Below are 22,860 nucleotides of genomic sequence, written 5' to 3'. Positions count from 1 at the left end.
CCAACAGATCCCGCCCGCCGACCGACACGTCGCGAACCACATCACGAACCACATCGCGAACTCCCGAACAAAGCCCGAGCTCCCAGGCAAACGTTGCCCGACACGGCGCTAGTCGGCTGGAACAGCGCGCACCACCAGGGCCGGTCCTGCCGATCTTGAACGCGCCGGTCCGGCTGCCGAAAGTTTATTCGTAGCCGACCTCTGACGTGTGATGATAGAAAGTCGGCGTGCAAACGACTTTCGACTTCCCCGAGCTCCTGCGCCTGATCGAAGACCGGTCCGCGGCCCTGCGCGCCGCCGCGGCGTCCGCGCCGGACTTCGAGGCGCCCCTGCCCACCTGCCCCGGCTGGACCCTGCGCGAGCTGGTGCGCCACGTCGGCGGGGCCCAGCGCCGTCAGGCGGGCATCGTGACGGCGGGGCTGGACGCCGGCAAGCCGGAGCAGACCTGGCAGGACGTCGCCGAGGCCGCGCCGGCCGAACGCGAGGCCCTGATCGCCTGGGCCGCCGAGGGGACGCGGCTGCTGGTGGACGCGCTGCGCGAGGCCGGTCCGGACCGCGGCTGCTGGGCGTTCTGGCAGACGGCGCAGACGCCGCTGACCACCGGCGCCGTGGCGCGGCACCAGGTCTACGAGGCCGGCGTCCACGCCTACGACGCGCAGCTCGCCGCCGGCGACACGCAGCCGCTGCCGGACGAGATCGCGGTCGACGCCGTCGACGAATTCCTGTACACCGTCGGCTCGACGAGCCTGCCCTGGCCGTACAAGCCCGCCGCGATGGACGTGCGCGCCGCCGAGGGTGCCCTCTGGCGTATGACGCTGGACACGGCCGGCGTCCAGCTCTCGCGGTCCGCCGAGGCCCCGGCTGTGCCTGCCGAGTTCATTCTGGAGGGGACCGCCAGCGACCTGGCGCTGGCCCTCTACGGCCGCCTGCCGGTCGAGCACCTGAAGCTCGAGGGCGACCGCACCGCGTGGGACCTGCTCGCCGAGTGGGACCCCAACGACCCCGCGGCGACGGCAGCGCCTGGCAACGCCTAGTAGGCGCGCTTGTCGTAGCGGGTCGCCACGGCACGGAATCGCTTGAGTCGGTTGATGGCTCGTTCGACGGTGTTGCGCTGGGCGCAGCGCTGTTTGTCGAAGCCTGGTGGCCGCCCGGCGCGCGATCCTTCGCGCGCTCGGGCGGCACCGCGCGCACCTCTGGTCAGCGGGAGCAGCGCGCAGCGCACTATTAGCCGGCGAGAACCGCGCGCACCCAAACGCCGTCGTCGGTCAGATACTCGTCAACGCTCAAGCCCGCGTCTGCCAGCGCCTGCTCGAACTGCTCGGGTGACAGTTCCCTGCGAAGGAACGTCTGTGTCCAGGCCGCGTCCGGGAACTCGTACTCCACCCGCGCCGAGTAGACACCGTCGCCGACCGGCTCGGAGGACACCAGCCGCGAGGTGAACCCGTCGGGCCCGACGCTCTCCCGCGGCAGATCCCGGTACCAGCCCTCGCCCTCGCGCTGGATCAGCACGAAGCCTCCGGGCGCGAGATGACGCACACAAGTACGCAGCAGCCTGCTACGGACTTCCACGTCCGCGTTGTGTACAAGGAATGACGCGAGCAGCACCACGTCGAAGACCTCTGCCAGGTCCAGGTCCTCGATCGCGCCGCGCACCGTTCGCGCCCCGCGGACGTGCTCCAGCATCTCCTGGGATTCGTCCACAGCGGTGACCGCGAAGCCCCGCTCAAGGAGCGCATGGGTGACGCGCCCGACGCCGGAACCCAACTCCAGGATGCTGGCGCCGGCCGGCGCGGCCGCGGCGATGACGTCCGGCTCGTTCCGGACCGGCAGTCGCGTGTACAGCTCGACGGCGCACCCGTCCGGAGTGATCGTCCCCGGTCCCGTGCCCTGGTGCCCCGTACGCATTCTCAACTCCATGACCGCCTAACGGGCTCCGCCTGGAGATCGTTCCCGCCGCCGGGCTGTCGTTGGCGCGCCGCCGCCCCGTCTTACGTCTTGCGTCTTACCTATGGCAGCGCGGCCGGAGCCGCCAAGTAGCTCTGAACCCGCGTCACCCAATAGTCGAAGTCGCTGGGCGTGTTCTGATTCGTCCCGACCATCTCCGGCACGCCGTAGGTCCCGGTTCCCGTTCCGGCGCCGAAGAGGATGGCGACCACTCCCGCCGAGGCGGCATCAGACATATGCGATCCCCAGGTGATGGTGCTGCCGTTCACCGAGATCTTCGGATCCGCGCCCGGATTCGATCCGTAGAAGGCCAGGTTGTTCCCGCTCGAGGTGAAGGTGTCCCCGAAGAAGAACGTCGAAGCCGAGTCCTCGTACTGCTCCGTGGTCACATCGTCCAGGTCCGGGAAGCTCCCCGACGTGTTCCAGTACGTCGGGGACGGCGTCTGTGTCGAGTTCAGGTGCCCGCACGCGATCTGCCACAACACCGCCGGCAGGTTCAGCGACGACCGTATCGTCTGGACGTAGAGCAGGTAGTTGCTCCAGTGCGCGGCGTTCAGGTACCTGATGTCTCCGGCCGGGTTCGGATCCCGCAGGTAGCCGAAGTCCTGGCCCCACTGGTCGAACGCCACGAAGTCCGCGTGGTAGCCGAGGTCCGCCGTCGCCAGGAAGTTCGCGACCTGGGTAGCCGTGTTCACCACCGACTGGCGTCCGGCGGTCCAGCCCATCGTGTCGGTGTCCTTCAACGCGTCGCGCACGCCCCAGGTGTTGACCTGCCATCCGACGAACGCGGTCGGATCGTACTTCTTGATCGTGTAGTTGATCGCCTCGACCAGGCCCTTGAGATCGTCCCCGAACGTCGGGTCACCCGAGCCCAGGACCCCCGCCGAGTACGCGGCGCTGGTGGCGGCCGGCATCTGCGCCGCGTCCCCGCCATAGTTGGCCGCGTAGTTCTGCTGGAGGTAGCCCATCATGTCCGGCTCGACGATCCAGCCCACCGGGCGCCCCGGCGCGACCGTGTCGGCGGTCGTCGCCGCCGTCTTCAGCGCTTGGAAGTACGTCGTCAGCCAGCTCGAGCTCTGCATGTTGGTGAAGTCGACGCTGGTCCCGTCCACGTTGCCGTTCATCCCGTAGTCGACGAGGACCGGCGTCATCCCGAACGAGGTCGAGTGGTTGATCAGCGTCGTCGTCGTGCTCGCCCAGTTCGAGAAGTCATTGCCCAGCAGGTATTCGTAGCCGTAGTTCGGCATCGCACCGTGCGACTGCAACGTCGTCATGAACGCGTCGACAGTGCTACCGGGCGTGTAGACCGTCCCCACCGCCAGATACGACGGGTGCCACGAGCTGCCGCCGCCGCCGGAGCCCTGTGTGGTCGCGGTCACGGCCCCGCTGGCCGCCGACTCCGTTCCGTCCGAGGCGAGCGCCGTGACCGTGTACGTATGCGTACTGCCGGAAGCCAGACCACTGATGGTCGCGCTGGTCGCCGTCGGACTCGCCACCACCGAGCTGCCTTCATAGACCCGATAGGACGCCGCCGCGGTCGAACCACTCGGCTCGGTCCACGCGAGCGAGACGCTGGAGGTGGTCGTGGCGGTCACAGACAGCCCGGTCGGAGTAGGCGGCGCGGACCCCCCGCCGCCTCCCCCGGGCCCGATGAGCGAGACGTCATCGGCGTAGTAGGTCGGCTGCCCGTACCAGCCGTGCAGGTAGACGGTCACCGACGTGACGCCGGCCCCGGTCGTGAACGACGTGCTCAGCTGCTGCCAGCCCGAGGCCGACGGCGTCCAGGTCGACGAATACCCGGTCGCCCCCAAGTAGACGTACGAACCCTGCACGTAAGCGCTGAGGGTGTAGGCCGAGTTCGGCCGCACCGCAACGGCCTGCGAACACTGCGCGGTATCCGACGAGGTCGGCGTGGCCGCCAACGCCGCACTCCCGCTGTGCACCGGCGACCCGACGACCGAGGCCGTCCCGGCGTCACAAGACCACCCGCCCAGCCCGCTCTCAAAGCCCGGATCGCCCACCAGATTGCCCCCGGCGGCCGCCACCGGAGCGGCCGAGGCCCCGACCGCCCCGAATCCGACCAACGCCAGCAGTGCCGCAAGCACCATGGCCAAAGACTTGATCCGCATCATGCAGCTCCCAGCTCGGCTCGACGCGCTGTCGCAAGGCTCTGCCATTGAAGATGGACTAGACCACTGCGGCCGTCAATGGCTCGGGGGTGCCGGCGCCATCAGGGTGGCGTCTTCCGCTCATTGTGAACATGCGGCCGCGTGGCCCAGCACATGTCCCAGCGTGCGAGGCGTTGAACCGATCGCTGCCGGGGCCCGTTCCAGATATCGCAGTGTCCTGCTACGCCGACCGGTCGGCGTGGTGTTCTGGCGACGAAATGAGCCATGCGCGCCAAGCGCCTGTGCGACGGTTTCGAAGCTCCGAGTGTCAGTCCTCCCCGCAGAAAGAAGTGTGGACAATGGGTTTGTCCTCCCTACCTGGGCAAGGCCGGAAGATTCGGTTGCGGATCGCGGCCTTCCTGGTGACGGTCTCCCTCGCGATGATGGCCGTGGTCACGAGCACGGGCGTGGCGAAGGCCGATACGCCCGCCAACGGCGTCGGGCACGTCTACCTGAACTTGAGCTCGCCGGGTCCGACCGCGCAATCCGACTACGGGAGCTTCATCTCGAGCCTGCGGGCCGCCGCCGGACATCCTTACCGTCAAGGTGTGTACGTGACGCAGCCGTCGTCCAACGCGCTGATCCGGGTCGACGTGACGGCCCCCGGAGGCGAGGTGCTGTGGCTGTGGCTCACGCCGGGCGATCTGTACGTGCGGGGCTTCACCTCGCAGACCGACAACATCACGTACTACTTCGCCGACTACGTGAACGGAACTCCCACCTTCAACATGCAGACCGTGTTCCAGAGCATCGGTGACAACAGTCTGCTACCGGCGAGTCGGGCCACGAGCATCTTGGATTTCGGTTCGAATTACAACAGCATGGTCCAGGCCGCGGGACGGGGCCGGGAGTCCATGCCGATTTCGTTCAACGACCTGGTGGGGTCGGTGGTGAACCTGGCGAACACCGGATATCCCTACGGCTCCAACCAGCAAGCCATCGCCCGGTCGCTGATGTATATGATCCAGTACACGTCCGAGTCGGCGCGCTTCTGGGACGTCTACGGCGTGATGGCGGCCACCATGGTCTCCTGGAGCGGCTTCTACAATGGGCTCCCGATCCTCCAGCAATACCTCGAGAATTCGTGGGACCAGATCTCCCAGTACGGATTCGGTGTGTCCCAGAATCCCGGCACGGGACCGGTGAACGTCAACGGTGTGGGGACGTTCTCCAGCTGGAACGATGTCGCGGCACGCATGGCGATCTTGTTGGCCGCCGCTTATGTCGGGTACGACCCGAACGGCAACTGGGCCAAGACCGAACTCTAGAGAGCCGGGCCTGCGGCTACCCGAGTCCCCGGGACGAAGCGGTAGCCGGTTCCGAACTCGGTGAGCAGATGCACCGGATGCTGCGGATCGGCTTCGAGCTTGCGCCGCAAGCGCGCGATGTGGAACCGCAGATGCCCGCTGTCGCCGACGGCATGGCCCCAGACCTCGCTGAGCAGGCGGGCGATGCTGAGGAGCTGGTTCGGGTGCCGCAGCAGCGGCTCGAGCACGGCCCACTCGGTGCGGGTGAGGCGCACACCCGCACCGTCGCGGGTCACGGTGTGCGCCGCCAGGTCCACGGTGCTCGGCCCGATGACGAACTGGGCGTCGGCCGGGGTGGCCGCGTCGCCTGCGCAGTCCCGACGGCGCAGCACGGCCCGCAGCCGGGCGATGAGCTCCTCCATGGAGAACGGCTTGGTGACGAAGTCGTCCGCTCCGGCATCGAGCACCCGCACCTTCTCCGACTGGTCGGTGCGCCCGGAGAGCACCATGACCGGCACCTGGGTCCAACCGCGCAGGCCCAGGATGACGTCGGTGCCGTCCATGTCGGGCAGGCCCAGGTCCAGGAGTACGAGGTCGGGAAGGCGGCGCGCCGCGGCCGCGAGGGCGTCCACACCGCGTTCGGCCGTCTCGACCTCGTACGAGCGGGCCTTCAGGTTGATGCGCAGAGCTCGCAGAAGCTGCGGCTCGTCGTCCACGACAAGGATCTTCGTCACTTGCGCCGTTGCCTTTCGGTGGCGGGGCTACGTCTTTACAGTGAACGTCGCGGGCAAGTGAAAGCACTGCGCCGCTCACGTGACGCAAACGCGATCCGCGGCTATGCAAATACCCTGCCTGCGATCGCGCCCGCCGAGGCCGGTGACGCCGCCCCCTTGCCGGGTTTTGATTGTCATATGCGACCTATGCGATCGTCATGAGCGATCTTCCGCGAGGGCGGGACGCCTTGTAACTTCCGGGTTACCGAATGCTTCCTCCCACAGAAGGCAAGGTTGACGTGAGCGCCGACAACGTTCTTTCGCCGTCCTGCCCCGCCGCCGCCTACGAATCCCAGGGCGGCCCCGCACCCGACATCGCCACGGAGGCCGAGGACTTCCTCCGGCAACTGCGCGACGAGGGCATCAGCCTCGACCCCGACCGTATCGACCAGGTCCGGTCTGAGATCCAGACCACCGGCACCTACCGGCACACCGTCGAGGAACTGCGCTGGGGAGCCCGCATCGCCTGGCGCAACACCCCGCGCTGCATCGGCAAGTTCTACTGGAAGGCACTGGCGATCTGCGACATGCGGCACGCGACCACCGCCGAGGACGTCTTCGCCGCGCTGGTCCAGCAACTACGCGAAGCCTTCGACGACGGCCGGGTCCGCCTGCTGATGACCGTCTTCGCCCCCCGCCGGCCCGGCCGCGAAGGCATCCGGATCTGGAACTCCCAACTGATCCGCTACGCCGGATACCGCCAAGCAGACGGCTCAGTGCTCGGCGACCCGCAAACCGCCGACCTCACCGAGCGCCTCACAGCCATGGGCTGGGGCCACAGCAAACCAGGACGCTTCGACATCCTGCCGATCGTCATCCAAATGCCCGGCGAACCCCCACGGCTGTTCGATCTGCCCGCCGACGTCATCCACGAGATACCACTGGACCACCCCACCCTCGACTGGTTCGCCGACCTGGGCCTGCGCTGGCACGCCTTCCCCAGCATCAGCGACCAGTGCCTGCGCATCGGCGGCGTCGACTACACCGCCGCGCCGTTCAGCGCCTGGTACACCGCCGCCGAGATCGGCGCCCGCAACCTCTCCGACACCGGACGCTACGACATGCTCCCGCAGGTGGCGCGCGGGATGGGCCTGGACACCAGCACAGACCGCACCCTGTGGAAGGACCGCGCCCTGGTCGAACTCACCGCCGCCGTCATCCACTCCTTCGAACAAGCCGGCGTGTCAGTCATCGACCACCACTTCGCCACCCGACAGTTCGTCCGGCACGAACAACGCGAACACGCCGCCGGCCGGGACACCGCAGCACACTGGGAACTCATCGTCCCGCCCATCGGCGGCTCCGCCACCCCGGTCTGGGAACGCCGCTACGACCCCACACTGGTCTGCCCGAACTTCTTCCCGCAGGCCGCCCCCTCGATGGGAGAAGCCTCGTGGGAGAGCTGACACAGATCGGCGGGCTCGGGATCTCAGTTCCCGCAGACGGTCTTCACCGCGGCCGAATCCGTCGTGACCTTCGCCGAGAAGGCGGTGACGTCCGCTGCCGCCGCCTTGTCACCGGCATCGGCGTCGGCCTTCCGGATGGCCGAGATGAGCGACGTGTAGTCGTCGGCGAACGCGGTCATGGCCGTATGGGCGGTCGGATCGGTCGCCTTGGCGGCTTCATCGGTGAGGCTCTGGGCGAGCGCCTGCCCGTTCTTGAGTACCGTGGCCTGGTCCGTGGTGCCGTTGTTGTTCTCGACCGCGGTCGCGATCAGCGTGGCGAAGTCGCCGCAGGAGGTGGTCTTGGCCGACGCTGACGCCGACGTGGCGGGAGTCGATGAGCACGCCGACACCCCGAAGGCCGCCGAGGCGAGTACGAGGACGAGCCCGATTGCGCGGGCGGTCTTGGTGCGGTGGGCCACCGGTCTACTCCCCTTGATGATCCGGTGATCTTCACCGGCCCCTTCAGAGTAGGCGGCCGCGTTCCGCCATCGACGCCTATCGGCCCGATGTCGGGCAACGCTCGCGAAATCCAAACACCGGCCGGGTCTACCGGCTGACGCCCACGAGCCCCACTGAGCCCGACGTCACCCGGTCGAATCGCCCGGGGCCCGGGCGGCCGATCAGCCTGGGGCCCGGGCGGCCGATCAGCCCGCGGCGACCGTGACGCTGTTCAGCACCACGTCGATCTTCGGACGGCCGTCGCCGGCGCCGTTGGAGTCGTCCTCGCCCCCGGCGGCGATCTTCGTCACGACGTCCAGGCCGGAGGCGACGGTACCGAAGGGCGTATAGCTCGGCGGCAGCGTGGAGTCCTTGTAGACGAGGAAGAACTGGCTGCCGTTGGTGTTCGGCCCGGCGTTGGCCATCGCCACGGTGCCGGTCGGGTAGGTGGCGCCGGCCAGGTTCTCGTCCTGGAACTGGTAGCCGGGGCCGCCCGTGCCGGTCCCGGTCGGGTCACCGCACTGGAGCACGTAGATGCCCGTGGTCACCAGGCGGTGGCAGTGGCTCCCGTCGAAGAACTTCTGACCGGCCAGGAAATTGAAGGAGTTCACCGTGTGCGGCGCCTTGGCGGCGTTGAGTGAGATGACGATGTCGCCCTGGTTCGTGTGCAGGGTCATCGTGTAGGCCTTCGCCGGGTCGATGGTCATCGGCGGCTCGCTGGCCCAGCTCTTGGCGCCGCCCGACGCGCCGGGAGCCGAAGTCGAGGCGGTGTCCGGCGCCGAGGCGGTGTCCGAGGCGGATGCGGAGTCGGTGTCCGAGGCTGAAGCCGAGGTCGAGGCCGTGTCCGGAGCCGAGGCCGGGCTCCCGGCGGTCACCGGGGACCCGTCAGCGGAGCCGATCGTGCCGGTGGAGGCACAGCCCGACAGCAGTAGCCCGGCCGCTGCGGCGAAAGCGCCGATGCCGAGCATGCGGCGACGATGAAACTTCACCCGCGCAGGCTACCCCACCGGTCTCAGGACGGCCTCGCGGCCGTCAGGCGGGGCACTCCTTCGCGTTCGCGGTGAGTGACATCTGTGTCACACGCCAGTGGTGGTCGTTCACTCGGCGACGGCGACGTAGCGGTCCTCCGCCGCGATCCGCTCGGACAGGTCGATCTCGACGCCGGGCAGCGCGTGACACAGCCGGTCGCCCATCTCCTGCGACAGGAAGTGGTGGTGCAGGTCGAGTTTGCGCAGGTGCCCCAGCGGTTGGCCGGCCAGCAGCGCGGCGGCGCCCTCGTCGCCCAGCGTCCCCAAGGACAGGTCGAGCGTGTGCAGCTGCGCGACGATCGGGGCGTGGGCGAGGGCTGTCGCGATCGCGTCCTGGGTCATCGCGTTCTTCAGCCCCAGGTACCGCAGCTCCGAGAGCCCCTGGCCGGTCAACAGGCTCCTGATGTCGTCGGCCGACCCGGTGCCGCCGTAGTCCGGGTCGCCGAAGTAGATCTCCAGCCGCTCCAGCGCCGGGAAGGAGCACTGCCCGATCGAGCGGATCGTCTCGGACGGCAGACTGCCGGACTGGAAGACCAGCGTGCGGAGCGATTCGTGCTTGATCGGGGCCAGGATCGGGACGTCCTTGTCCTCCGGGCCGCCCCGCACCCACAGTTCCTCCAGCCGCGGAAAACTCTCCAACAGCGGCGTGACCGGAGGGTTGGCGATCCAGGAGACCTCAATGTCCTCACTGCCCACATCGGCGATGAACACCCGGCGCAGGCCGGCAAGCCGATCGGCGGCTTCCACCAGCACCTGCACCGGATGGCCGCCGCAGTCCATCTCGGTGGACCACACGCCGAACACGACGGCCTGCACGCCCGCGGCGTCCACCCGCCGTAGGAACAGGTCGAACAGCTCCGGAAGGGTATGGCCGAACTGTGCGCCCCACCGCACGTCGCACTCAAGGCGCCACGCGACCGGCCGGCCGTCTTCGGCGGCGACCGGCAACGGCGCGTCGGGGTCCAGGGGGAAGGAGACGACGGGCAGTCCGGCGAACTCGATGGTGTGGTCTCTGTTCACAGGCCTTTACTTTGGCGTGCCGGCTATAGCCCTGACAACACCCCCGGCACCTCGACGATCACGGGGCCCGCAGCCGGGCCGGTGATCGTCAGGTCACCTCAACCCCGCTCATCGGTCCCGGTCCCGGCGAACGGCCGGCCGACGTCCCTTGATGGTCGCGCGCCGCAGCGCCTGAATGACCTCCTCGGCCGCGTCCTGGGGTACCTCGACCAGGGAGAACCGGTCGGCGATCTCGATCGCGCCGATGTCCCGGCCGCTGAGCCGGGACTCGCCGGCGATCGCGCCGACCAGGTCCTGGGGCCGGATGCCCGCGGCCCGTCCCGCGCCTACGAACAGCCGTACCGTCCCCGCGCCGGACTGCCGGCGCTCCCGGCGTCCGGTGGGCGGCGCCCCGCGCTGCTCCGTCCCCGACCGCTTGGGCAGCGCCACGTCGGGGATGTCCTCCTCATCCGATGCCGGGCCGCCCGCCTCGTGCACCAGCTTCACCGCGGCCAGGGCCACATCCATCACGTCGAACTCGTCGGCGAGGGTCTCCACCACGACCCGGAAGCGGTCGAGATCCGCGTCCTCCAGGAGGCTCTCCCGCAGGGCGGCCTGGGTCAGCTCCAAGCGACGCGTGCGCAGATCGGCGACGGTCGGCACCTTCTCCACGGGGATGCGCCGCCGGATCGTCCGCTCGATGGTCTTGAGCATCCGGTGCTCACGCGGCTCGGCCAGCGTGATGGCCACGCCTTCCCGGCCGGCCCGGCCGACCCGGCCGATCCGGTGCACGTACGCCTCGGGGGCGGAGGGCACGTCGTAGTTGACCACATGCGTCAGATGTTCGACGTCCAGTCCGCGGGCGGCGACGTCGGTGGCGACCAGCAGGTCCGCGGTCCCGGCCCGCAGCCTTCCCATCACCCGGTCCCGCTGTTCCTGGCTCAGGCCGCCGTGCAGCGCCTCCGCGCGGTACCCGCGGCCGTTGAGGGTCTCGGAGAGCTGGTCGACCTGCTCGCGCGTCCGGCAGAAGACGATCGCGGCCTCCGGGGCCTCCACGTCCAGCACCCGGCCCAGGGCAGCCGCCTTCTGCGCCCGCGGCACCACGAACGCGCTCTCCCGAACCCGCGGAGCCTCACCGGCCGCCGGCTCCTCACGCTCGATCCGGACCCGGACCGGATCCTTCAGATGCCGCCTGGCCAGCGCGTCAATGCGACGCGGCATCGTCGCGGAGAACAGCACCGTCTGACGCTCGGACGGCGCGTTCTCCAAGATCGCGTCGATGTCCTCGGCGAACCCCATGTCGAGCATCTCGTCGGCCTCGTCCAGGACCACGGTCCTGAGCCCGTCCAGACGCAGCGTGCCGCGCGCGATGTGGTCCAGCGCCCGGCCCGGCGTCGCCACCACCACGTCGACACCGCGTTCCAGCTCCCGCAGCTGCCGGACGATCGGCTGCCCGCCGTACACCGGCAGCACCCGGACGCCGAGCTCGGCGCCGTAGCGGTGGACCGCCTCCGACACCTGCATGGCCAGCTCACGGGTGGGCACGAGCACCAGCCCGGCCGGATCGGAGCCCTTGCGGTCCCGAGAAATGCCCTGAATCACCGGCAACGCGAACGCGGCGGTCTTCCCGGTGCCCGTGGCGGCCTGCCCCAGCAGATCACGGCCGTCCAGCAGGCTCGGGATGGTCTCACGCTGGATCGGCGTGGGCTCCTCATAACCGAGCGCCGACAGGGCGTTCAGGATCTCCGGCTTCAGACCGAGATCGGCGAAACCGGCCTGCTCGACGGCGGTGGCCGTTGCCATTACGCGCCCTTCCTCATCCAGATCGCACAAGTTTGACGCCCCCGCCGCTCCCAGTATCCCGTGAATGACCGCGCCGCGCAGCCGCCGGTAGGCCGCGGAGCGCGTAGCCGCCAGGTCAGAGGCGGGGATCATGCATTTTAGCCGCTGAGCTGCTGAGCTGCGACCTCTACCGCCACCCGGCAATCGCCTGATCTGATTCCGGGCAGTGCGCGCGAGGACGGCCCCGCCCCGGCAAGGAGCAAGGCCGCCTCTGACGCATCAGCTGGCTGTGTCAATCAGCCGGCTGTCAGGGAGTAGGTATCGGTCAGCGTCTGGGTGACCGAGTTGCCGGCGGCGTCGGCGGCCTGGACCTTGACCGACACGGCCCCGTCGGTCTTCGACAGCGCCGGTACCCGGTAGTCGATGTCGAACGTGCCCGTGGACGAACAAGACACGGCGCGCTCGGTCCAGGTACCGCCGCCGTCCACAGAGATCCAGACCTTCATGCTCGTGACGGCGATGGGCTTGGACGGGTCGACCATCGAGTACGGCGTGATCTCGATCCGGTGCCGGGCATCGGCGGTCACCGCGTCACTCGCGTCGGTGAAAGCGTTGTAGCGCAACTGGATCAGCGGGTCGGCGCCGCACGGGTCGCTCTGGCCGAGCAGAACGCCGACGCAGCCGAACGGCTGGGGCAGTCCGTCGGCCTGAGGACGCCGCGAAGTGAAGGTCCAGTCGCTGTGCAGGTTGCTCTCATCGACGGTGAGGCGGTCGGTGGCCGGCTGGTCGGAGAGCTGGTAGACGGGTATCCCGTTCGGCTGCTGCGCGGGCAGTTCGACTCCGTTCTGGTAGAAGTGGGTCGCCGAGGCGGGGAAGATGTACGGACCGTCGATCAGTGCCGGGTTCGCGCCATCGACCAGATACGTCAGCGGGTAGAAGGTGTCGCCGAGCCGGCAGAAGGCACAGGTGGGATTACCGAGCCTGCCGATCGGCAAGCCGGTCTGCTCGACGTTCGCCGGTGTCGACGGCGCTCCCACCGAGCGGGGAGCCGCGAACCAGTCCTCGGTCCCCTTCCCGGGCGCGTCGAACACCGTGTGCGCCACGACCAGCGGCACCGAGTTGTCCGTGCTCAGGCGGGCACCGCGCATCCAGATCAGGTCCGGGGCGACGGGTCCGTAGTACTGCTGCACTGTCGAGGGCGCCGGGGCGAACACTGACGGGAAACTCAGCTGGAAGTAGTCGTCGGGGTGGACGATGGACTCGACCTCTTCCATCGTGGCCGGCTTCGTGCTGTGGAAGGCGGTGGTCCGCTGGGCGAGCCGACTGTCGTCGACGGAGAAGTGGAGCGTCGTCGGTATCTGCCGCTCCTCGTTGAAGGCCAGGTTGTAGAAGTAGGGGCTGTTGCCGTGGTCGGTGACGCTCACCGTCGCCGGGCCCTTGCCGAGCAGCGCCGTCAGGGCGGCGGCGTCGTCGGGCGTGATCGTGGCGAACGGGATCGACACCGGCGCCGTCTTGGTCCACCACCAGCTGGGCTTGACCGGGACCACCGGCAGCGTCGCCGGATCGTCGTCGCGCGGATCGATCAGCACCCCGGCCGCGCCGGCCTGCAGAGCCGCCGCCAGCTGCTTGGCGTCGATCCACAGGGAACCGGAAGCGCGGCGCATCAGCACCAGTCGGCCGTGCACGTCCACCTTGGCGAAATCAGCGGCCGTGCCGGTCCCGACGTTCACCACTTGAGCCGTCGTGGTCCCGGCGAAGCGCTGGAAGGAGGGCTCGCCCGCGTTCAGGTTGTTGTAGGTCGGATAGTACGGGTGCAGCGTCACCTTCGAGGGCCCGGTGACGGCGGCTGACAGCGGTGCCTGGCCGCGCAGCCAGAAGGTGCTCTGGTGGAAGCTGCCGATGGTGACCGGCGCGGTCGGGGTGGTCCAGATGTTGTCCTGGCCGGAGTCGTCCGGCATCTCTATCGCGTAGTAGACGCCGTCCGGGCCGGGCCGGGTGGTGTTGATGTAGTGGGTCAGATCGACGGCGGAGCGGGGTGCGTCCACCGAGTACTTGGCGGCGGCGTCGAGATCAGTGCTGACGGCGGTGTCCCCGGACACCACGATCTGCGGGGCGACCTCGTCCACGATCTGCTGGAGGCCGTGGGAGTAGAACTGGGCGCCCATGTCCTCGGCGAGGTAGACGCCGCTGGGCGCGTCGAACGTCAGCGAGTAGGTGGTGCACGGATTGGTGTCGAGGCAGGTGTACGCCGTCGGGATGAAGTCCTGGCCCGCGGCGGCGCCGGTGAGGGCGACCAGAGTCGGGTAGTACGGGCAGGAGGTGGCGGCCTGGATTCCCTGGAGATACGCGAAGGGCGCGCAGAAGTCCGCCTCACCCTTCTTCTTGGTGATGGTCCAGGTGACGATGGAGGCGGGGACGTCGGTCGGTACCGCCGAGGCCGCTGCCTTGTGATCCGTCAGCCAGGCTCCGGTGACGCCGCCGGTGAACGCCGGCCGCGCATGCGCGGTCGCAGCCGCAGCCGCAGCCGCGACGTTTGCGGTACCGCCGGTCAGCGCGGTCCAGAACGCGCCGGCGTCGGCCGCGTTCACGCTCAGATCGACATCTCCGGTCCCGGCGTCGGTGTGCAGCACTTTGGCGCCCGCCAGCTTGCCGGCCTCAGCCGACAGCACCGCGGCGCTGCTGGTGCCGCCATAGTGCAGAGTCAGCGGAATCCGGGCGTTCGCGCCGGTGTCGCCGTGGGCGGCCAGCCAGGTCACGTCGAACGCCTGGCGGTCCAGCAAGTGCGCCTGGACGTAGCCCATCGCAGAGTCCGGATAGGCGGACACGTCAGCCTGCGCGGCGCTCTTTCCCAGATCCGAGAAGGTAATCCTGGAGGTGGTCCCGGGCAGGGCCGAGGCCTGATACCCGCCGCTGGTGTCCCGCGTCAGGGCCACCTTGTCGCCGGTCGGCAAAGTGACGGTGTAAGAGCTCTGAGACAGGCCGGAAGCACCGGCCGGCACGAGGGCGGGGCCGGGTGCCGGGGCTTGCGATGCCAGGCCCGGCGCGGCGGATCCCGGCTTCGTGCCCGCGTCGGCGGCATTCGCATTCGCCAGTGCCGCGGCGGTGTTGGTAGCGGCTGTCTTGGTAGTGGCCGTGCTGATACCGGCCGCACTGATACCCGAGGTGCTCGCGGCGCTCGCCGCGCTGGGCAAGGCCAAGCTGATGCCGATGGCGGCGATGAGCGCTCGCGAACCCGGCCGCCTCCAGGCGGACTGGCGCCGAGGTGAATTCATCCGTCTGCTCTCCAGTGGTCTTGTCATCGCGTGCCTCCCGCGGCGTTCAGGGCCCAGTCCAGCCGGGTGATCGCGTTCGGGGCGACGGCGGCTGTGGCCGTGGCCGTGGCGTAGCCGGGGGTGGCGGCGTTCAGCCGCTGCCGGCCGGCGTCGAGGAACAGCGAGTAGAAGCCGGAAACGGTCGCCTCGTCGGTCGGCCCGGCGACGCTGTAGCGCCCCGGCGCGGCGGTGTCCGTGACGATGCTCGCCTGGACGGGCTTGCCGGTCGCGTGGTCGGTGATCAGGCCGCTGACGATGCCGCCGGGGCGGGCGGTGCAGGTGTGGGTGCCGACCAGCACGTCGCCGACCGACCACCACCAGCCGCCGGGCCTGCCGGTGAAGTGGAAGCGAACCCGCACGTCCTTCTTGCCCGCGGCTTGCGGGATCGGCAGGTCGATGGTTCCGGCGCCGTTGGCGGTGGTCTGCTGCCAGACGTTGGTCCAGGTACGACCGCCGTCAGTGCTCAGCCCGACCTGCGCGCTCTGCCCTTCCGCGCCGTAGTAGCCCGACAGGAAGCTGAGATGCGGTGCGCTCTGACCGGACAGGTCCACTGCCGGCGAGGTGAGTGTCGCGTCGATGCGTCCCCGGGCGGCCGCGGTGTCCGCGACCGCGAACCGGCCTTCGAACGGGGTCACCGCCGAGCGGTTGCCCGGGTTGTCGAAGCGCCAGCCGGACGGGGAGCCGGAGGTGGTCCAGCCGTCGACCGGGGTGGCGTCATGGGCGCCGGCGAAGGTCTCGGACAGCCCGCTCGGGCCGTATCCCGGCGCGGAGCAGGAGTTCTGATCGATCGTCAGCGCGTAGTTCTTGCTGCTGTCGCCGGTACCGACCGTCAGGTCGCTGTCCAACTGGACGTAGCCGTCGGCCGGCGTGCCGACGACGCCCGGGTACACCGGGACGACGTGCACCTTGTAAGAGCTCTGTCCGGCAAGGGTCACGCTGTAGTGCCCGGTGAACGGGTCGGTGTAGATCGGACCGCCGGGGTAGCCGTCGATGGTGATCCGCGCGAACAGCGGCCAGCCGTGCCCCGAGCCGTCGGCCACCGTGCCGGTCACGGTCGCCTGCGGTTTGGCCTGGAGCCCGAAGTCCACGGTGGTGTGCGCGCCGACAGCGACGTCAGTGGCCTTACTCGCTGCCGTGTACGTGTACGACGAGGCGGTGACGGTGTAAGCGCCGACCCCGACGCCGATGTCGTAGTGCCCGGTGGCGTCGACGTGGGTGAGGTACCCGCCCGGCGAGGCGGTGACCACGGCGTCGGTGACCGGTGCCCCGGTGGTGGCGTCGGTCACCTGCCCGACGATGTCGCCCTGCTGGCCGAGGGTGAAGGCGCCCACGCCGTCGGGGGTGCCCAGGCCCGTGGGACCGTCCCAGCCCGGACCGGCGGTGCACAGTACGGTGCCGCACGACCCGTTCGTGCCCTGCGTGACGTCGAACAGGTCAGCAGCCTGCTTCGCGTCGTGGTACGGGTAGGTCACCGGGTAGGTGCCCGCCGCCGGCGGACCGGCCAGCGCGTACATCGCGGTGACCAGCGGCGAGGCCAGGCTGGTGCCGCCGACCTGGAGCCAGCCGCCCTGCCCCAGCGTGTCGTAGACCGCCAGGCCGCTGGCCGGGGAGGCGTCGGCGGAGATGTCCGCGGTGGCCCGCTTGGAGCAGCCGGTGTTCAGCGCGGCTTGGAAACCGGGCTGCGGGGAGATCGTCGAACAGCCGGAGCCGCCGGAGCCCCATGCGGTCTCGGTCCAGCCGCGCGAAGTGGAAGCGTCCTTGGTCAGCTGGGTGCCGCCGACCGCGACGACGTTGCCGATGTCGGACGGGAATTCCACGACGTTGCCGACGTCGCCGGACGACGCCGCGATCACCACGCCGGGATGGTCGTAGTACGTGTCGTTGGCCAGTTCGCTCGGGTCCTCGTCGGCGCCGTAGGAGTTCGAGACGAACTTCGCGCCGAGCGCCACCGCGGTGTTCTCGGCGGCGCCGAGGTTGGTCATGCCGGGGTCGTCGGCCTGCACCAGCAGGATGTTGCAGGCCGGGCAGGCCGCGGACACCGCGTCGAGGTCCAGGGTGGTCTCGGTGCCCCAGCCGGAGTCGTCGGCCGGGTAGTTCGAACCGCCCCTCTGGTCCACCTTCTTGAAGCAGCCGTTCGCAGTGGTGCAGGCGGGCAGGCCGTAGTACGCGCGATAGGCGGCCAGGTCGGCTTCGGCGTGTGAGTCACCGTAAGCGTCGACCAGCGCCACTGTCTGGCCACCGCCGCGACTGGCCGGGAGCCGGTATGCGCTCTGGATGTCCGTGGGGCCGAGCGCGGCGACCGGCGGCCCCGCGGCGTCGGGGGTCACCACGTGGTTGTCAGGGGTCTGCACGACGGACATACAACGCGCGTATCCCTTGCGCGGCGCCGTGTTACAGCCGGCATTCGTGCTGGTGGTCAGCTGGACGCGCGCGGTTCCGGACGCCACCGGCACAGTGCTCGGCGCGGGACCGGCCGGCTGGTTCAGGCCCATACCCAGCAGCGTGGCCACCGCCAGGATGGCCACCGGGGTCAGGACCGGCTTGGATCTTAGGAGACGAGGTATGCGCATGGATCGAGCTCCTTGCAGTCGATGGGCTCTCAGAGCGGTCGATAGTGGTCGGTTTCACGCGCCGTCTCCTGGCCGGACTCGGCTTCCGCTTCGGTCGCGGGTTCGGGCGCCGTGACCGTGGGCGTGGCAGCGGCCGTGGCCGCGGCCGCGGCATCCGGCGCAGCGGGCTCCGGGTCATCCGCCGGGGTTTCCCCGGCGGGCACAGGGTTCGGGTCGTGCCGATCCATGAAGCGATCCCCTCTCAGGACACGTCGTTGACCCGTCCAGCGTCGATGCGCCGCGGTGCTCGGGGGATGCGTCAGATGACCCAATCTCGCCGCGCGCCCGACCCAAAGTCGGTCGCGCCGGAGCGGGGCGGGGTCGCGGGGACTGCTACCAGTCGGGTCGCGGGGGCCGCTACGCGCCTGGTCGCGGGGACCGCTAGGAGGCCGGTCCCAGGCCGAGCTCGACCAGCCGCACGGCGAGCGCGGTCCGGGAGGAGACGCCGAGCTTGCGCATGGCGGAGTCCAGATGCCGCGCCACCGTGCGAGGCGAGAGATACAGCACCTCGCCGATGTCCCGGTTCGTCCGGCCGCCGATCACCAGTCCGGCGACCTCCAACTCGCGGGGCGAGAGCCGGTCACCGTAGCCGCGCCGAGCCGGTCGCGGCCGGGCGGCGTCCACCCCTTGGGCGCGTAGGGCGGCGGCGATCCTGACGGCGTCGGCATCGGCGCCGAGTTCCCGGTATTCGGCGAGGACCTGTTCCAGCAACGGCAGCGCGGACTCCCGGCGATCGCACGCCGACAGGCAGGCGGCTTGCCGCTCGCGTGCCGCCGAGGCGGCGTAGGGACGCGGCAGCGCGTCCCACAACAGGGCGGCCCGCGCGCACAGCGCCGCCGCGCGTTCGTGCTCACCGCGCGCCTGCGCCAGCAGGGCCCGGCACCAGGCCAGGGCCGCTCTCGCCACCGGCACGTCCCGGCCGCGAAGCCACTCGGAGAACCCGCGCACCAACTGCCGCGCCTCGATGTCGCCCGCGCTGCCGGAGGCGATCAGCGCCTCGATCCGGACCGGCACCAGATCCACCGCGGACAGCCACATCCCGTTGCCGGTCACCAGATCCAGCGGTTCCTGACTCAGCATCAGGGCTCTGTCGACGTCACCGTCCGCGAGCGCCATCGCGGCGAGGGCGGCCGCCGCGGCCAGGGCACAACCGGGCGCCTCCCCGCTCCCGGCCAGTACCGCGGACAAGCCCTGCTCAGCCGTCGGCCGGTCACCGCGCGCGGCGGCCAGCAGATGGCTGGTCAGCCGAACCTCCAGGTGGCTGGTCGCCGCCCCGGCGGCGACCTCGACGATGCCGTGCAGTCGCTCGGCCAGGCCGTCCCAACGACCGGTGGCCCAGTCCAGACCGGCCTCGGCGGCGAGTGCGAGGGTGAGGTGGCGCTGGTACGGGTGGCGTTCGGCGAGTTCGCGCGCGCTGGCCAGGTGGCGTCGCGCCAGGTCGTAGTGTCCCCATTGCAGGGCCATCACGCCGACGTTGTAATGGTTGTTCGCGATTCCGAGGTGCTCGGCCGTGTGCGGCGCGTCCCATGGGATCCGCGCCACCTCGGCCCAGCCCTCCTGCTCCCCCAGGGTCAGCAGGCCCACCGCCCGGTTCACGCGCAGCCGGTTGCGGTCCTTCTCCGGCATGGGCAGCGCGATCATCTCAGCAGCCTGACGCAGCCAGTAGAGGGAGGTCTCGTTCGGCACGGGCTCGCCGATCGCCCAGCCCAGCACGATCATCGCCTGCGCGGCGGCCACGGGGTCGTGGCTCAGATGCGGGACCGCCCGCTCCAACTCCTTGCGGCCCGCGGCGATGTTCTCGACCAGGAGTTCCAGTCTGCCGAGTTCGGCGCGGACCTCGGCCTCGCCCCGGTCGCCGAGCTGCTGCTCGGCCAGCACCGTGCGCAGCGAACGGATCAGGTCCTGGATCCGGTCGGAGTCCTCCGGTGCGGTCAGGCGCACTTTGCGGGCCAGCCGCACGACCGTCGCACCGGGCAGCCGCACCTCGGTGATCAGCTCGCCCAGCAGTCCGGCCGCGGTGGCGTCGTCGCCGGAGGCCAGGGCCAGATCGGCGGCTTGTTCGGCGTAGGTGGACCAGTCCTGCGTGTCCCCGGCGGCGCGGAAGTGTCGCGCGAGCTGGGCCAGGGGTGGCGGTGAAACGTCACGGAGCGAGACTCCGGCTCTACGGTGCATCGTGCGCCGCCGCACCGCGGGGATCGACTCGTACACCGCGCGGCCTGCCAGCACGTGGCCGAACGCCAGCAGATCGCGACGGCCTTCCGTCAGCAGCCTGGTACCGACCGCCTCCTCCAGCGCGGCCTGCGCGTCCTCCTCGCCCAGAGCGGACACCGCGAGCAACAGTCCCACCGTCGAGGGATCGGTGAGCACCGCCGCGGCTTCCAGCAGGGTGCGCGTCGCCGGCGAGGTCCGGTGGAAGCGCTCCAGGACCGCGTCCCGGATGGTCGCGGGCACGTCGATGTCCTCGATCTCCCGGCGCACCCACGCACCGTCGCGCCGGGCCAGGTCCGCGCGGTCACCCATCAGCCGGACCGATTCCTCGACCGCGAGGGGGACGCCGTCAGTGCGCTGATGCAGGAACTGGGCGAACTCCGGTGACACCTGGGCCCCGGCCAGCATGGAGGAGACCAGGCCGGCGGTCGCGGCCACGTCCAGGGGACCGAGGGCGATCCGCAGCCGCGTGGTGCTCGGCGCCGACAGGGAGGACAGCCGGCGCACCGCCGAGTCCTCGGGCAGGTCCTCCGGCCGGTACGTCACGATGACGCTGATCCGCCGGGTGCGGCGGGCGCACAGGAACAGCAGGAACTCCAGGGTCGCCTCATCGGCGCAGTGCGCATCCTCCACGGCCAGCACCGTGACGCCGGTCCGATCCAGCAGTTCGCACAGCGCGCCGAACAGCCGGTGCCGCACCGCCGTCGCGTCCTCGACCGGCTCGGGCGCCGCGGGCAGCTCGGCAGCCCACTCGGGGAACAACGGCCGCAGGGCCCCGGCCAGCGGGCTCAGCCCCAGACCGGCGACCTTGTCAGTGCTCTGACGGAGTGCGTCCACCAACGCGCCAAGGGTGTGCGGCCGCCGGAAGGGAGGGCAGACCGCGACAAGCGTGCGTGACGACGCCCCGCCGGCCTGCGTCGTCTCCAGGATCTGTGTCGTCTCGAGGAACTCGGCGAGCAGCCGGCTCTTGCCGATCCCCGCCTCGCCCTCGATGAGCACGACGGCGGTCCCGGATGTCAGGGCACTGCGTAACGCGTCGAGTTCGCCGTCCCGGCCGATGAAGCGCGGCGGCCCGATGGCGGCGCGCGGAACGCCGACACCCTGATCCCCGCTCGCGTGTCCGGCCATTGCGCTCCCTGTCGCTGGTCGTTTCCGCGCATCGTCGCACAGGGTGAGGATCTTGGGAACCCTGTGCGAATTCAGGGGAACACGGCGACCCTCGGCCGCTCCGATCAGGTCGCTTACTCGGGCGCCGCTTCCGTCCCCGGGGGTGTGAAGCACACCGCTGACCGCCGGTCAGGGTCGCACGTCGCGGTCCAGGCCGCGCAGAACAACAACAGCCTGGCCACCAGGTATATCCACAACAAGAGCGCGGCGGGGACGCCGAACGCACCGTACATGCTCTTGCTCGCGACACCGGAGATGTAGGACGCGACCAGAGCCTTGAGCACCTCGAATCCGACAGCACCGATCAGCGCGCCCTGAAGGGCCACCCGCCGGGGCATCTCCAGGCGCGGCATGCCCACCAACAGGTACGCGAACATCACGACGCCCGCGCCGACGCCCACCGCCAGCCCGGCACCGCGCAGGAACAACCGGCCGACCGGCTGCCCGACCAGACCGAGCGGTCCCGACACGTGGCCGATGACGGAGGTCGCAAGGGTTGACGATCCGACCGACACCGCCATCGCGACCCCGAGCCCGAGCAGCGACACGGCGTCCTTCACCTTCGTCACCAGCAGGTTCTCAAGCCCCTCGGCCGGCGGCTGGAACCCGAACCAGATCTCGCGGATCGCCGGCCGCAGGGCCGCGACCAGATTCAGGCCGAGGTACACCAGCACCACCGCACCGACCACCCCGACCGTCCCGGCATGGCTCACCAGGGCATGGACGTCTACCTTGTCGGCGATGCCCGGGATCTCATCAGCGATCCTGCGCTGCAAGCTCTGCACCCGCGCCGGGCTGAGCGTGGCGGCGACGACCGCGGCGGCCAGCGCCGTGAGCGGGAACAGAGCCAGAAACCCGTAGAACGCCACGGCAGCCGATACGAAGTTGCCGCTTCGCTCCGCATAGCGGTGGTACGCGACAGCCACGCGTCCGACTACGCGTCCGACTATGGAGAATCCCGCGACCTTCACCTTTGTGAACGACACCGCTCCGCCTTCACCTGAACCGTTCCGGATCTGGAACGCATACGGTAACCGGCGCCGCTCCCGACCGGCGAACTCTTGTGGCCGCCGACCAGGCACATTGGCCCCCTGGACAAACCCACCCCCCTCAATGACCGACGGTAAGGAGCCACAACAGGCGCCGTCGCCGTCGCCCACATAGTTTGAGGCCATGGGACACCACAAATCGAACAAGAAGGTCGAGGGCGGCCCCCGCACCGACCACGGCAGCGGCCTGCCACTCCGCCCCGACGACGAGCAGCTCGAAGAGCGCACCGAACTCGACCGAATCGCCATGGGCCTGCCCCCGGACCCCGACGCGACACCGGCGGACACCGACCCCCAGGCGGCCTACACCGAAGCGACCGACGAGATCGACGACCAGGTCCGCGAGGGCGAGCTACGCACTGACGAGGACTCCGGCCGCGCAGCTGGAGACGCGTTTCCGCCTACGCGATACACCTCCGGCGACTAGCCAGCGGGACTTCGCTTGCTGGTGCCGTGTCGGGCAACCTTTGCCCGGTGGTTCGTGACGTGGTTCGTGACGTGGTTCGTGACGTGGTTCGCGACGTGGTTCGCGACGCGCCGGTCGCTGGGCCGGATCTGTTGCCGACTGGCGTTGTGGGCCGGTGTGACTTGCTGCTGAGGCAGGGCTGCGGGATTGCGGGATTGCGGGATTCTGTGAGCGAGGGTGGGATGGGGCACGACGCATGGGGCAGGCCGCGCGGGCTGTTCGGGGT

16 protein-coding genes and 1 pseudogene are annotated in these 22,860 nt (G+C 69.9%); 4 read left to right on the top strand and 13 right to left on the bottom strand.

Features of this window, described 5'->3' with window-relative positions; translation table 11 throughout:
* Positions 1–227 precede the first annotated feature (227 nt).
* Positions 228–1,034, top strand: a complete 807-nt coding sequence (locus KGQ19_RS36380) for a maleylpyruvate isomerase family mycothiol-dependent enzyme (RefSeq protein ID WP_212017834.1) — start codon at positions 228–230, stop codon at positions 1,032–1,034.
* Here KGQ19_RS36380 and KGQ19_RS36375 read toward each other — a convergent pair.
* From KGQ19_RS36375 to KGQ19_RS36365, 3 genes and pseudogenes are all read right to left on the bottom strand, one after another.
* Positions 1,031–1,174: pseudogene (locus KGQ19_RS36375) on the bottom strand (IS5/IS1182 family transposase); the annotation flags it as partial. The gene KGQ19_RS36380 and the pseudogene KGQ19_RS36375 sit on opposite strands and share 4 nt — an antisense overlap.
* 50 nt (positions 1,175–1,224) lie before the next feature.
* Positions 1,225–1,905: a class I SAM-dependent methyltransferase gene (locus KGQ19_RS36370; protein ID WP_212017832.1), complete on the bottom strand. Its 681-nt coding sequence runs from the start codon at positions 1,903–1,905 to the stop codon at positions 1,225–1,227.
* A gap of 101 nt (positions 1,906–2,006) precedes the next feature.
* Complete coding sequence (locus KGQ19_RS36365) at positions 2,007–4,076, bottom strand: carbohydrate binding domain-containing protein (RefSeq protein WP_212017830.1); 2,070 nt, start codon at positions 4,074–4,076, stop codon at positions 2,007–2,009.
* A gap of 377 nt (positions 4,077–4,453) precedes the next feature.
* Here KGQ19_RS36365 and KGQ19_RS36360 point away from each other — a divergent pair, with 377 nt between their 5' ends.
* Positions 4,454–5,380, top strand: a complete 927-nt coding sequence (locus KGQ19_RS36360; RefSeq protein ID WP_212017828.1) for a ribosome-inactivating family protein — start codon at positions 4,454–4,456, stop codon at positions 5,378–5,380.
* Here KGQ19_RS36360 and KGQ19_RS36355 read toward each other — a convergent pair.
* Positions 5,377–6,093 carry a response regulator gene (locus KGQ19_RS36355; RefSeq protein ID WP_212017826.1) on the bottom strand — a complete coding sequence of 239 codons (717 nt, stop codon included), beginning with the start codon at positions 6,091–6,093 and terminating at the stop codon, positions 5,377–5,379. The genes KGQ19_RS36360 and KGQ19_RS36355 overlap by 4 nt on opposite strands.
* Positions 6,094–6,371: 278 nt before the next feature.
* Here KGQ19_RS36355 and KGQ19_RS36350 point away from each other — a divergent pair, with 278 nt between their 5' ends.
* Complete coding sequence (locus KGQ19_RS36350; protein ID WP_212017824.1) at positions 6,372–7,538, top strand: nitric oxide synthase oxygenase; 1,167 nt, start codon at positions 6,372–6,374, stop codon at positions 7,536–7,538.
* 23 nt (positions 7,539–7,561) lie between these two features.
* Here KGQ19_RS36350 and KGQ19_RS36345 read toward each other — a convergent pair whose 3' ends face one another.
* The 9 genes from KGQ19_RS36345 to KGQ19_RS36305 all read right to left on the bottom strand — a co-directional run bounded on the left by KGQ19_RS36345 (position 7,562) and on the right by KGQ19_RS36305 (position 22,105).
* On the bottom strand, positions 7,562–7,996 hold the full coding sequence (locus tag KGQ19_RS36345) for a hypothetical protein (protein ID WP_212017822.1): 435 nt from the start codon (positions 7,994–7,996) through the stop codon (positions 7,562–7,564).
* Positions 7,997–8,221: 225 nt separating this feature from the next.
* Entirely contained in the window at positions 8,222–9,004 is a 783-nt protein-coding gene (locus KGQ19_RS36340) for a peptidylprolyl isomerase (RefSeq protein WP_307856611.1), read from the bottom strand.
* Between the two features lie 108 nt (positions 9,005–9,112).
* The gene (locus KGQ19_RS36335; protein ID WP_212017820.1) at positions 9,113–10,063 is read right to left on the bottom strand and encodes an STM4015 family protein; all 951 of its coding nucleotides are present in this window, start codon (positions 10,061–10,063) and stop codon (positions 9,113–9,115) included.
* A gap of 108 nt (positions 10,064–10,171) precedes the next feature.
* On the bottom strand, positions 10,172–11,845 hold the full coding sequence (locus KGQ19_RS36330; RefSeq protein WP_212017818.1) for a DEAD/DEAH box helicase: 1,674 nt from the start codon (positions 11,843–11,845) through the stop codon (positions 10,172–10,174).
* A gap of 275 nt (positions 11,846–12,120) precedes the next feature.
* Positions 12,121–15,096, bottom strand: coding sequence for a protease-associated domain-containing protein (locus KGQ19_RS36325; RefSeq protein ID WP_212017816.1), 2,976 nt, complete (start codon positions 15,094–15,096; stop codon positions 12,121–12,123).
* Positions 15,097–15,119: 23 nt separating this feature from the next.
* A complete protein-coding gene (locus tag KGQ19_RS36320) occupies positions 15,120–17,705 on the bottom strand; it encodes a S53 family peptidase (RefSeq protein WP_212017814.1) in 2,586 nt (861 codons plus the stop codon).
* A gap of 29 nt (positions 17,706–17,734) precedes the next feature.
* A complete protein-coding gene (locus tag KGQ19_RS36315) occupies positions 17,735–17,932 on the bottom strand; it encodes a hypothetical protein (RefSeq protein ID WP_212017812.1) in 198 nt (65 codons plus the stop codon).
* A 193-nt stretch (positions 17,933–18,125) separates the two neighbouring features.
* Positions 18,126–21,080 carry an ATP-binding protein gene (locus KGQ19_RS36310; RefSeq protein ID WP_212017810.1) on the bottom strand — a complete coding sequence of 985 codons (2,955 nt, stop codon included), beginning with the start codon at positions 21,078–21,080 and terminating at the stop codon, positions 18,126–18,128.
* A gap of 113 nt (positions 21,081–21,193) precedes the next feature.
* Complete coding sequence (locus KGQ19_RS36305) at positions 21,194–22,105, bottom strand: YihY/virulence factor BrkB family protein (protein ID WP_212017808.1); 912 nt, start codon at positions 22,103–22,105, stop codon at positions 21,194–21,196.
* 187 nt (positions 22,106–22,292) lie between these two features.
* Here KGQ19_RS36305 and KGQ19_RS36300 point away from each other — a divergent pair, with 187 nt between their 5' ends.
* Positions 22,293–22,595 (top strand): hypothetical protein, encoded by a 303-nt coding sequence (locus KGQ19_RS36300; RefSeq protein ID WP_212017806.1) that lies wholly within the window; start codon positions 22,293–22,295, stop codon positions 22,593–22,595.
* The last annotated feature ends 265 nt before the right edge of the window (positions 22,596–22,860 follow it).

The sequence above is a fragment of the Catenulispora pinistramenti genome (assembly GCF_018274385.1).
GTDB lineage: Bacteria > Actinomycetota > Actinomycetes > Streptomycetales > Catenulisporaceae > Catenulispora > Catenulispora pinistramenti.
The sequence above is the reverse complement of the archived record's forward strand: the minus strand, read 5'-3'. Positions and strand labels throughout refer to the sequence as shown.